This is a genomic window from Haloarcula marina (assembly GCF_024218775.1).
GTDB classification, from domain to species: Archaea; Halobacteriota; Halobacteria; order Halobacteriales; family Haloarculaceae; genus Haloarcula; species Haloarcula marina.
This window is the reverse complement of record NZ_CP100404.1, coordinates 819474-831139: the sequence shown is the minus strand read 5'-3', so window position 1 is coordinate 831139 and position 11666 is coordinate 819474. Positions and strand designations below refer to the sequence as shown.

General features: G+C 69.3%; 11 protein-coding genes. 6 read left to right on the top strand and 5 right to left on the bottom strand.

Translation table 11 applies throughout. The features are described 5' to 3' along the window. Window positions 1–37: 37 nt before the first annotated feature. On the bottom strand, window positions 38–1210 hold the full coding sequence (locus NJQ44_RS04300; RefSeq protein ID WP_254273452.1) for a hypothetical protein: 1173 nt from the start codon (window positions 1208–1210) through the stop codon (window positions 38–40). A gap of 180 nt (window positions 1211–1390) precedes the next feature. Between NJQ44_RS04300 and NJQ44_RS04295 the strand changes: the two genes are divergently transcribed. From NJQ44_RS04295 to NJQ44_RS04275, 5 genes are all read left to right on the top strand, one after another. Then, window positions 1391–2632, top strand: a complete 1242-nt coding sequence (locus NJQ44_RS04295; RefSeq protein ID WP_254273451.1) for a glycosyltransferase family 4 protein — start codon at window positions 1391–1393, stop codon at window positions 2630–2632. Next, a complete protein-coding gene (locus NJQ44_RS04290) occupies window positions 2625–3551 on the top strand; it encodes a glycosyltransferase family 2 protein (RefSeq protein WP_254273450.1) in 927 nt (308 codons plus the stop codon). The genes NJQ44_RS04295 and NJQ44_RS04290 overlap by 8 nt, the downstream gene beginning before the upstream one ends. Then, a complete protein-coding gene (locus tag NJQ44_RS04285; protein WP_254273449.1) occupies window positions 3548–4777 on the top strand; it encodes a glycosyltransferase family 4 protein in 1230 nt (409 codons plus the stop codon). Before NJQ44_RS04290 ends, NJQ44_RS04285 begins: the two co-directional genes overlap by 4 nt. After that, window positions 4771–5550: a glycosyltransferase gene (locus NJQ44_RS04280; RefSeq protein WP_254273448.1), complete on the top strand. Its 780-nt coding sequence runs from the start codon at window positions 4771–4773 to the stop codon at window positions 5548–5550. Before NJQ44_RS04285 ends, NJQ44_RS04280 begins: the two co-directional genes overlap by 7 nt. A 129-nt stretch (window positions 5551–5679) precedes the next feature. Then, the gene (locus NJQ44_RS04275) at window positions 5680–7152 is read left to right on the top strand and encodes an oligosaccharide flippase family protein (RefSeq protein WP_254273447.1); all 1473 of its coding nucleotides are present in this window, start codon (window positions 5680–5682) and stop codon (window positions 7150–7152) included. A 26-nt stretch (window positions 7153–7178) separates the two neighbouring features. Here NJQ44_RS04275 and NJQ44_RS04270 read toward each other — a convergent pair whose 3' ends face one another. Continuing rightward, on the bottom strand, window positions 7179–9161 hold the full coding sequence (locus tag NJQ44_RS04270; RefSeq protein WP_254273446.1) for a hypothetical protein: 1983 nt from the start codon (window positions 9159–9161) through the stop codon (window positions 7179–7181). Window positions 9162–9249: 88 nt separating this feature from the next. On the opposite strand from NJQ44_RS04270, the gene NJQ44_RS04265 reads away from it, so the two are divergent. Next, complete coding sequence (locus tag NJQ44_RS04265) at window positions 9250–9696, top strand: plastocyanin/azurin family copper-binding protein (RefSeq protein WP_254273445.1); 447 nt, start codon at window positions 9250–9252, stop codon at window positions 9694–9696. 1 nt (window position 9697) lies between these two features. Here NJQ44_RS04265 and NJQ44_RS04260 read toward each other — a convergent pair whose 3' ends face one another. Genes NJQ44_RS04260 through NJQ44_RS04250 form a run of 3 tightly spaced genes read right to left on the bottom strand, consistent with a single transcriptional unit; the run spans window position 9698 to window position 11624 of the window. Continuing rightward, window positions 9698–10081: a hypothetical protein gene (locus NJQ44_RS04260; RefSeq protein WP_254273444.1), complete on the bottom strand. Its 384-nt coding sequence runs from the start codon at window positions 10079–10081 to the stop codon at window positions 9698–9700. A gap of 49 nt (window positions 10082–10130) precedes the next feature. Beyond that, a complete protein-coding gene (locus NJQ44_RS04255) occupies window positions 10131–11045 on the bottom strand; it encodes an NAD-dependent epimerase/dehydratase family protein (RefSeq protein ID WP_254273443.1) in 915 nt (304 codons plus the stop codon). 54 nt (window positions 11046–11099) lie between these two features. Next, entirely contained in the window at window positions 11100–11624 is a 525-nt protein-coding gene (locus tag NJQ44_RS04250) for a metal-dependent hydrolase (RefSeq protein WP_254273442.1), read from the bottom strand. Window positions 11625–11666 lie beyond the last annotated feature (42 nt).

The following is an 11666-nucleotide window of genomic DNA, read 5'->3' as shown; positions in this document are numbered from 1 at the left end:
GCAGTCTGTACCACCGGCGAATAGTCTTGTCGGTGGCTCAGCCCATCCCCTGCCCGGCCGTCCCGAGGACGCGGAGACTTCCAGTTTGGGACCCGCGAGTCACGTCCACCTCGGCGGGCCTGCCGAAATACCACGAGCGGCGGGTCCGGTCGAGGGTGCCTGCGATGTTGACGACGTTGCGTCGGACCTCGCCGCGGCCGCCCGGCGGTCCGAACAACAGCGCGTTCCCGGCCCCCGCGCCCAGTTCGTAGACGTACCCGACCGCCCCGGCGTCGACGACCACGTCGTCGAACCGTGTCGCGCCGCCGCCGCCGATGCGGACCAGCGTGCGGGGGACGCTCGGTTGTCGCTCCGGTTCGTAGTGCAACCGGCCGACGTGAAGCCGACCCGCGCGGGTGTCGACGAGCGTTCCCGACGTGCCGCCCGTCGTGATGTCGCCGACTGCGAGTTCGCCGCCGCGCTGATAGAGGAGGTCCGTGTTCGCGCCGCTTCGAGACGCCGTCGGATAGGCGACAACAGTTCCGAAGCGGTTGGCCGGGCCGTACGAGGAGCGCCACTCCAACAGACCGTTCTCGTTCCCGGCGTCGCAGTCGTCCATCCGGAGGAAGTCGTGGCGGCACTGGAACGGCCCCACGTCCGAATCGACGCGGTACACCGAGTTCGCCCACTCGCGGCAGTACAGGCGGCCGACGTAGAAGTCCGCGGGGTCCGTGGCCGGGTCGGCGGGGTTCGAGACGAAGTGGAGGGCGACCCCCGTCTCGACGCCAAGTCCCGGCCCGCGGAGTTCGAACCCGTCGAGTTGCACCCGCTGGGTCTTCGTGTCGCGGTCGAATCGGATGCCGTCGGTCCCCGACTCGGTTATCTGGAGGACCGAGACGTTCATGCCGAAGCCGTAGACGCCCGTGTTCGGGTGCGGGCGCACCGGCCCGCGCTCGCGGACCAGTCCCGGCGGGAGATAGACGCGTCCGCCCCCTCGCTCGGCGACCCTATCCAGCGCGTCCTGTACCGGCGTCTCGGTCTCGTCGGTCCGAATCGCCGTCCGGTCCAGACCGTTCGCGACGGCGACCACGTCGCCCGCCGCGAGGTCGGCTATCGACGCCGCGTCCGTCACTATCTGATCGGGCATCGACTCATCCTCGGGCAGCGAACAGCCAGCCATCGTCGACGCGAGAACCAGCGCGAGATACGACCGGCGGTCGAACCCGGTCACAGGTCCCACCAACGGTTCGGAGCGAGGAGAAACACACGACCAGGAGTCTGGCGTCGCTCAGGAAAAGTATTGGCACACATACAGACCCCCGCCCTCTCCCGGAAAGCCTTAACACATGGCTCGTCGTTACAGTAGGACGAACATACCGTCTCTCGGACCGGAGACGCCCATTTCGCCCTCATGTCAGACGAACCTTCTGCCCGAACCGGCCACGAGACGACAGCGAGCGACGACCCGACCTACCGCGTCCTCGGCTGTGCGACCGAACACCCGAATCACGTCTTTCAGGTCCGAACGCCGTTCAACCACCGGTCGTTCGACGCCCTGAACGCCACCGGCGTCGACTTAGACGTCGTCTCGCCGACGCCCTTCGCCCCGCCCGTCGGCCCGTACTCGGAGTACCGCCACGTCCCCACGACCGAACAGTGGGGGTCCTATCGCGTCCACTACCCGCGTTTCCTGTACATGCTTCCGAAGCGGTATTTCTACCACGTCTCGGGCAACTCCGCCCGGAAACGCGTCACGAACTACGTCGAAGACACCTTCGAGACGCCCCACGACGTGGTGCAGGCCTGCGGGTTCTACCTCGACGGCTACGCCACGCTGGAGTACTGCAAGCGCCACGACGTGCCGCTGGTGGCCCTCTCGCACGCGGGCGACCTGAAGAACTTCGACCGGTTCAACGACACCGTCCAGTCCCACATCCGCGAGACCATCGACTACTGCTCGGCGGTCCTGACCGTCAGCGACGAACTCAGCGCGATTGCGCGGCGGTTCGCGCCCGCCAGCAAGGTGACCACGCTCCCCATCGGCGAGGACCCCGAGAACTACCCGACCGACCGCCGGGACGCCATCCGCCGAGAACTCGGTATCGCCCCCGAGACGAAACTCCTCCTGTACGTCGGCCGCTTCGAGAAGGAGAAAGGAGTCCGTGACCTCGTCGCCGCGCTCGAATCGCTGGACCGCGACGACGTGGCCGTGGCCGCCGTCGGCCACGGCGGGGCGCTCCACTGGTGGTTCCTCGACAGACTGGGCGAACTGCGCCACCCCGCCCACGCCTACTGGCAACTGGACCCCATCGCCGTCCGCCGTCTCCACGTGGCCGCGGACCTGCTCGTCCACCCGAGTCACTTCGAGGCCCGGCCGACGGTCATCTACGAGGCGATGGCCGCCCAGACGCCCGTGCTGGCCTCGAACGTCGGCGGCATTCCAGAGATGGTCGTCGACGGCGAAACCGGCGTCCTCGTCACACCGCACGACCCCGAGACGCTGGCCGAGACGCTCGACTACCTCTTGGACGACCCCGAGCGGTTGCGGGAGATGGGCGCGGCGGGCCACCGGCGACTGGTCGACCAGCAGTGGACGTGGCGACGCCACGCCGAGCGCCTCAACGAGATTCACCGGGAGGTCATGGGTGACTGACTCGCCTCGCGTGAGCGTCGTGATTCCGGCCTACGAGCGGGGCGACGTTATCGGCCGCGCGATAGACAGCGCCCTCGCACAGACGGTCGACGACACCGAAGTCCTCGTCGTCGACGACGGCAGCGGCGACGACACGCGGGCGGTGGTCGAGGGATACGACGACCCCCGGGTGCGGTATCTGTCCCACGAGACGAACCGCGGGGTCAGCGCCGCCCGGAACACCGGCGTCGACGCCGCGACGGGGGCGTACGTCGCCTTCCTCGATTCGGACGACGAGTGGCTTCCCCGGAAACTCGAACGGCAACTCGCCGTCCTCGACGACCGGGGCAAGGAGTGGGTCGGGGCCTACTGCGACGTGGCGACGGCGGGCCTGTCGGCGCTCGGTCGACTCGCCACTGTCGTCTCCGACCGCCTGTTCCGGTCGAGCGCGCCCCGCGAGGGCGGGCGGGAACTGGCCGCCTCGCTGCTCTCGATGCAGGTGTTCATGGGGCCGGGGTCGACCCTGGTGGTCGAGCGGGCGGTCCTCGACGAGACGGGCGGGTTCGACGAGGACCTCTCCATCTACGAGGACTGGGACCTCGTCCTGCGAGTCCTCGCGGCCGGGAAACTGGCGTACGTGGACGAACCGCTGGCGCTGACCCACTTCACCGGCGACGCGCCCGCCGCGGCCTACGTCGAGAACGACCGGCGCTACCTCGACCGGAACGCCGCCCTCGTGGCCGAACTGGAGGCCGAAGGAATCCCGGTCCGGCGCGTCCACCGGATGGGACTCGTCGGCCACTTCCTCGCCGAGGGCCGCTTCGACGAGGCCACCGACTACCTCGACGTGGGGGCGCTCGCCCGGCCGAAAGACCTCGCGCGGGTCGTGTTCTGGTCGGTACTCGGCCTCCGTGCACTCGCCGCGGGAGGTCCAGAGTGAGCGACGACCGCCTCTCCGTCACCGGCGACGGCGGCGACCCCTATCGCGTGCTGGCCTGCTCCGTCCACCACCAGAGCCACGCCCTGCCGGTTCGCTCGCCGTTCAATCACCGGTCGTTCGACGCGCTGAACCGCACCGCCGCCGACCTCGATGTCGTCGTCCCGACGCCCTTCGCCCCGCCCGTCGGTCCGTACTCGGAGTACTCGCGGGTCCCGAAGACCGAGCGCTGGGGCACCTACGTCGCCCACTATCCCCGGTTTTTGTACGTCATCCCGAAGCGCTACGGCTACCACCTGTCGGGCGACTCCATCCAGAAGCGCGTCACGAAGTACGTCGAACGGACCTTCGAGACGCCCCACGACGTGGTCCACGCCTCGGACATCTACCTCGACGGCTACGGGATGCTGAAGTACTGTCGGCGGCACGACCTGCCGCTGGTGGTCAACAGCCACGCCGTCGACCTGCACAACTACGACTCGTTCAACGACGAGGCCCAAAAACGCATCCGCGAGACCATCGACTACGCCGCCCACATCCTCGTCGTCAGCGACGAACTCGGGGCCGCCGCCCGGCGCTTTGCGCCCGCCGAGAAGGTGACCACCGTCCCCATCGGCGAGAACCCCGCGCGGTTCCCGACTGACCGGCGCGACCAGATACGCGACGAGTTGGGTATCGACCCCGACACGAAGGTCCTGCTGTCGGTCGGCGCCTACACGAAAGAGAAGGGCCTGCGGGAACTGGTGACGGCCGTCGACGCGCTTGACCGCGAGGACGTGCTGTTGGTGACGGTGGGTCACGAGGGCGACCTGCGGTGGTGGCTGCTGAACGAACTCGGCGAACTGCGGCACCCGGCGCGGTCGTTCTGGCAACTCGACCCCGTGGCGCTCCGGCGCTGGCACATCGCGGCGGACCTGCTGGTCCACCCGAGTTGGACCGAAGGGCGGCCGACGGTCATCTACGAGGCGATGGCCGCCAAGACCCCGGTGCTGGCCTCGAACGTCGGCGGCATCCCCGAGATGGTCGTCGACGGCGACACCGGCGTCCTCGTCCCCCCGAAAGACCCGCAGACGCTCTCGCGGACGCTGGATTCGCTGCTGGACGACCCCGCCCGACTCCGAGAGATGGGCGCGGCGGGCCATCAGCGTCTGCTCGACGAGCGGTGGACGTGGGACCACCACGCCGAGCGACTGAACGAGGTTCACCGCCGGGTGATGGCCGAATGGTGAGCGACCCCACCGAGCAGACGGTGTCGGTCGTCGTGCCGTACAGCCCCAAGTACACCCCCGAAGCGATGCTCGAAGAGGCGAAAGCGACCGTCGCGGCACAGACCGTCCCGACGGAACTCCTCGTCGTCGACGACGTGGACACCGGTCCCGCGGACGCCCGGAACGCCGGACTCGACCGGGCCGAGACGCGCTACGTCGCCTTCCTCGACGCCGACGACCTGTGGGAACCGGACAAACTCGACCGGCAGTTGGCCCGGATGCGAGAGACGGGCGCTGGCCTCTGTCTCGCGGGCGAACCGATGACCCTCGACGACTTCGTCTACGAGGCCTTCGTCGGCGAGTTGGACGAAGTCACCTCGGCCATCCTCGTCGACACCGACCGCGTCGACACCCGCTTCGAGTCGACGCTGCGGCGCGGCGAGGACACGCTGTACGTCCTCGAAGCGGCCAGCGCCGCGGGCGTCTGTCTCTGCCCGGACCTGTTCACGCGCCGCCACCACGACCAGAGCATGATGGCGTCGGGTATGGCCGTCGACGAGTACCTCGCGCAGGCGAAACGCTTCGGCTACCTCGTCGACCGGCGGGTGCCGGAGGCCCACCCCTACGTGGGCACGTACTACGTCCAACTGTTCACCACCGTCGGGCAGGCCTGCCAGCGCGAGGGCGAGTACGACCGCGCCGTCGCGTACTTCCTGCGGGCGTTGCGCATCTCGCCGCACCCCGCGACGCTGGTCCATCTTCTGCGAGCGCTGGTCTCGCGTGCGTTCCGGTGACCCGGAGCGAACGGCGGGGACGAACCGGGACCCGTAGCTTTAATCCCGAGATACGCGACGACTGGGTATGGACCAGTGGTGGCCGCGGGTCGGGAGTTGTGGCTGTGACGCGACGCGTCTCGGTCGCCGATGAGCAGCGACAGTGACCCCGAGAGCGGCCCCGTCGGGCGGCCGACGATGCCCCGCAAACTCAACTTCGCCAGAGCGGGCGGGCTATTGCTGGCGCTGGAAGTGGTCGGCGTCGTCATCGGGTTCGGGTCGACGGTGTACTTCGCCGGGGCGCTGGGCGCGACTGCGCTCGGCGTCTTCTTCCTGTTCGAAGCGGTGTTGAGCACGCTCGGGACGTTCGCCGACTTCGGCGTCAACGGCGCGGTGGAAAAGCGCATCAGCGAGGGCGGTGACGCCGACAGCGTCCTCGCGGCCGCACTCGTGTTGAAGGGGGGCTTGCTACTCGGACTGGCCGCCCTCGTCATCCCCTTCCGCGGCGCGGTCAACGACTACGTCGGCGCGCGGGTCGTCCTTCCCCTCCTCGTCGCGGCGGTGTTGTACCAACTGTCGATGCTCACGCTCCACGTCCTCCGAGCGGAGATGCGGGCCGACGAGACGGCAATCCTCCAGTTCCTGCGTCTGGCTACCTACGTCGTCGTCGCCGTCGCCCTCGTCCAGTTCGAGATGGGGGCGCTGGCGCTCGTCTACGGCCTCATCGCGGGCTACGTCGTGTTGCTGGCCGCAGGGGTCCGACGGATGGAGACGGGACTGGCCCGGCCGTCGACGCGCCACCTCCGAACGCTCGTCGACTACGCGAAGTTCAACGGCGTCTGGGGATTGGGCGGGCACGTCTACAACAGCATGGACCTCCTCGTCGTCGGCCTGTTCCTCTCGGGGGCGCACGTCGCGAGTTACGAACTCGCGTGGCGGGTGACGGTGATGACCGGTATCGTCGGCGTCGTCGTCTCGAACACCATCTTCGCCCAGATGAGCGCGTGGGACGCGGCGGGCGAGCGCGAGCGCATCGCGCCCACTGTGCGGGACGGTCTGACGGCGTCGCTCGTCCTCGTCGTCCCCTCGTTCGTCGGCGTGGCGCTCCTCTCCGAACAGATACTCGGTCTCATTTTCGGTCCCGAGTTCCTGCTCGCGGCGGTGGCGTTCGTCGTCCTGATGGCCGAGAAGTTGGTCGCCGCGGTCAACAACGTCTTCGACGCGACGGTGCGGGCCGTCGACCGGCCGGACGTGGGCGCGTACGCGACGGCGGCGTCGCTGACGCTGAACGTCGTCCTGAACTTCCTGCTCGTCCCCCGGTACGAACTCGTCGGCGCGGCGGCCGCGACGGGCATCGCAATGACCGTCAACACCCTCGTCCTCGGCGGATTCCTCAACCGGTTCGTCCCGCTGTCGTTCCCGACCGGTCCCGTCGCGTGGTGTGCGGGTGCGGCCGCGGTGATGGGCGGCGTCCTCCTCGTGGCCGGTCGGTTCGTCCCCGCGACGCTTCCCGGACTGGTCGCACAGATACTCGTCGGCGGCGTCGTCTACGGGAGCCTCGTCCTCGCCTCGCCGACGCTCCGGGCCAAACTGCTCGCCAACGTGCGGCAGTTCGGCGGGTAGCCGCGTCGCTGGCGGCGTCGAACCGGCTACTGACTCGTGGCGTTCGCGGTCACGTTCTCGCCGTAGAAGCCCCGGTAGCCGTCGGCGCGGTGGTACACCCGCACGTGGTCCGTCGTGTACACCTTGTCGGCCGTCGCGTCCGCCGCCGCGAAGCGGTCGTCACCGACCACGAAGCGGTTCAGGTCGCCGCTACGGAGGCCCTGTCCGAGCGCGACGACGTGGTCGGTCCACCGCTCGCGGACGACGAAGAACGGCGCGTCCGCCCGTAAGCCGCCGGGTCGCGCCCGCAGGGCGCGCGTCGCGTTGTATCCCGTCGTCTCGAAGGCGCGGTTGGTCACCTTGTCCGTGGCCGCGGGGCCGTCGGCGTAGGTCTGGACGAACGCCGATGTGGCCTGCACCGAGCGGTACTCGTCGTCGGACATCGCCACTTGCTCGCGTCGCTCGTCGGTGTAGATGCCCGAGACGTCGTCCGCGGAGACGACGGTAAACGCCGTGGCGGTGCCGAGCGATGAGACGAGGAGGAGCGCGACGACCACTGCTCGCCGGTCTACGGAGAGCGCCCGGTCGAGGCCGATGGCGAGCGGGAACACCGCGACGAGAATAACCGTGAACTTCAGGCGCTCTAACTGCGGAATCGGAATCGGCAGGGGGAGCAGTACCGCCGACAGTCCGAGTCCCGTGACGGCGAGGGTGAACCCCTGGCGGTAGCGGCCGAGGTGGTCGAGCAGTTCGTAGCCAGCGAGGAGTAACACGGCTCCCAGTCCCACGGCGTAGACGCCCGTCGCCGTCGTCAGCCAGCGGACCGCCCGCGCGATGCTGTCGGGCGGAAGCGCGGTGCCGTAAACGTACAGTTGCGACCCGGGCACCGTCGCCACGTCGAAGAGGACGCCGAGCGTCAACTCCACGATACCGACGGCGATGATGCTCGGCGTGTACGTCCAGTACGCCAAGAGGAACACCGCGCCGACGATGCCGGGGAACAGCCAGCGGTAGCGGAACGCACCGAAGCGGCCGCCGAGGGCCTCGGTGACCGACGACCGGTCCGGGAAGACGGACGGTCGGGCCAGCGCCACCGGCACGGCCGCCGCGACGATGCCCGCAAAGAGGATGTACGTCAGGTGGTGTGCCACCACCATCGTCGCCACCAACGCGACGACGGCCACCGAGAGGCGGCGGTAGGTCCGCTCGTCGTCGGCCGCGAGGAGGCGGCTGTTGAGGTAGACGGCGACGAACAGCAGGACGATGGCGAGCGCCTGCGGGTAGAAGTACACCGCGTGGTACGCCGCGAACTCGAACAGCGTGACCCCGAGCGCGGCCGTGAGTCCGAGGCGTCGCGACTCGAACACCGACGCGCCCACGAGGTACGCAATCGGGACGACCAGCGTGTAGACGCCGATGCCCGCGAGCACCAGCGCGTCGTACGCCCGGAGGCCGGTCAGGTACGTGACCGCGCCGACGAGGAAGTGAAAGACCGGGTAGAGGTCGTAGCCGTGGGGAATGACCGTCGTGTAGCCGACTTCGGTGAGCGTGTCGACGGCCGCGACGTGGGCGAACGTGTCCGTCCCGGCGAAGTAGAAGCCGGTCGTGACGTACTTGGCGAGTCGCGCGGCGAGAAACAGCGCCGAGAGTTGGGTCAGCACCGCGGGTACCGAGGGCTCACCGCGAATCTGGAGCGCGACGAGCAGGAACCCGACGGGCAGGAGGACGGCCAGCGGGAGCACCCGAGCGCCGAGTTCCGCGCTGGCGACGACGGCGGCCGCGGCGGCCACGAGGACCACCTTGGTCGTCGCGCCGGGCGGCAACCGTCGCGCGGAGACGGGGCGTTCACCCCGCGAGGCGTAGAACAGGACGAGCGCCACGACGGCCCCGACGAGCGTAAAGCCCGCGCGGAGGAGCGTCGGCCGTTCGAGCACCGCGAGGAAATCGAGCGCGGCGAGGCCGATTGCCGCCAGCAGACAGACGGCGAGAGGGACGGATGCGGGACGAGCGACGCGTGAGAGCGAGACCATCGACGAACTGTGTCTCTCTTTCGCACCGGCCAGCAAAAGTGTTGCAGTCGCCGACTAGGCTTATCCTACTGGCGGGCGTCGAGCGGGTATGGACACGCGACGGAGGTTCCTCGCGCTCGTCGGCGGCGCGTCGGTCGCGCTCGCCGGATGTTCGGGAGCGGGGAGCGACGGCGGCGATGGCGGCAGTAGCGACGGTGACGGCGGGAGCGACCCGAGCGAGACGCGCGTGGCGATGACCGACGACCTGCAGTTCGACCCGACGGAAGTGACGGTGGCCGTCGGCGACACCGTCGTCTGGGAGACCACGGGGTCCGTGGCCCACAGCGCCACCGCCTACGAGGACGACCTGCCCGACGGCGCGGCCTATTTCGCCTCCGGCGACTTCGAGAGCGAGTCGGCCGCCCGGCAGGCCTACCCCGACGATAGCGTCGGGTCGGGTGAGACGTACAGCCACACCTTCGACACCGCGGGCGAGTTCCCCTACTTCTGCATCCCCCACGAGTCGGGGATGCGCGGGACCGTCGTCGTCGAGTGAGTCACGCCAGCCCGACCCGTCGGGCCACCGAGAACAGGACGAATCCGACGCCGAGACCGACGAGGGCCTGGCCGGTCCAGCGGGGCGGCCACAGCGACACCGGGTCCGCGGCCGACCGTCGATACCGGAGGACGACGGCCCCGCCGATGGCGAACGCGGCGAAGCCGTGGACGGCGTACAGGCCCAATCCGACCACCAGCGCGAGGACGTAGCCGCCGACGAACGCGGCGGGCGAGAAGAGGAGTTGGGGCCAGGGCGACACGTTCTCGCCGTCGAACAGGTACAGGAAAACCGTCGGAAAGTACCACGAGGCCGACCCGACGAAGAGGAAGAATCCGGCGATGGCGACGCCGAGGAGGGCGTCCGTCACGGCTTCGGGAAGCATGGACGCAGGGTACCGAGCGCCGACGGAAAGGGATTACTCCGTGCGTCGCTCAGCCGAGGTAGTCCGCGAGGCCCGCCTCCAGCGAGACGGTCGGTTCGTACCCCAGTTTCTCTCGGGCCTTCCCGATGTCGGCGACGCTGTCGCGGATGTCGCCCGGCCGCGGGTCGACGGTCGCTATCTCGGCGTCGGGCGCGACCCGGTCCCGAATCGTCTCGGCCACGTCGCGTATCGTCGTCCGCGCGCCCGTCCCGACGTTGAACGCCTCGCCCGTCGCGTCGGTGGCGGCCGCCCGGAGGTTCGCCTGCACCACGTCGGCGACGTTGACGAAGTCCCGCGTCTGCCCGCCGTCGCCCTGCACGGTCAGCGGCCCGCCAGCGCGGGCCTGTTCGGTGAAGGCGGTGATGGCCCCGGCGTAGTCGCCGCCCGACTGGCGCGGGCCGTAGACGTTGAAGTAGCGCAGCGCCACCGTCGGCAGGTCGTAGAGGTCGGCGTACAGTCGGCAGTAGTGGTCCCCGGAGAGCTTCTCCAGTCCGTACGGCGACGACGGCTGTTTCGGGGCCGTCTCGCTCACGGGGACCGATTCGGGCGCGCCGTAGATGGCCGCGCTCGACGCGAACACGACCCGGGCATCGCGTCGGCGGGCCGATTCCAGCACCGAGAGCGTCCCGTCGACGTTGACCGCGTGGCTGGTGGTCGGGTCCGCGACGGACTGGGCGACGCTGACGATAGCGGCCTCGTGGAAGACGGTGTCGACGCCGTCCATCGCTCGCGCGAGGGCGGCCTCGTCGCGCACGTCGCCCTCGACGACGGTCGCGTCGGCGGGCGGGCGCGACCGGTCGCCGCTGACGAAGCTATCGAGGATTCGAACGTCGTTGTCCGGCAGGAGGGCATCGACGAGGTGGCTCCCGATGAAGCCCGCGCCGCCCGTCACGAGAACCGTCTGTCCGGCGACTGAATCGGTCATACGCAGAGTGAGACAGCGAGGGCCAATAAGCCGCCGGTGGCACGGCCGCGCTCGTCAGGCCGTCGGGCGGACCCACGGCGCGTACAGGAAGTGCGCGAGGAAGACGAGGCCGCCGACGGCGGCCAGTCCCAGTTGGAGCGCGACGCTCCCGGTCAGTTCGATTGCCCGCACCACCTCGAAGAGGTTCTCGCTCGGGTCGTAGGGATACGCCGGGGCGAAGGGCCACAGCAAGAAGGTGAACTCCTCGACGCGCCAGTAGTACAGCGCGTCGTACGTGTCCCCGAGGAGGTGGCTCGCGTAGCCCAGCGCGAACGCGAGTCCGATTTCGGGGTGCGCGCGCCGCCACGCCACCGCGAGGACGAGCACCGAGAGCGGCACGGCGAGCACCAGCGAGTGGGCGAGCGACCGGCCCGACGGGAGGACGGTAAGCCACCACGCGAGGGGTTTGTCCACCACGTCGGGTATCTGGGTCGCCACGACGACGGCCGCCAGTTCCAGCCGCGAGACGCGCCGCCACAACAGCACGGCGAGAACGACGAGCAAGAGGTAGCCGAAAGCGGCGTGCGTCCACGGATACATCGATAGCGAGTGCAACGGGAGGCGTACTCTTGAAGCCGCCGC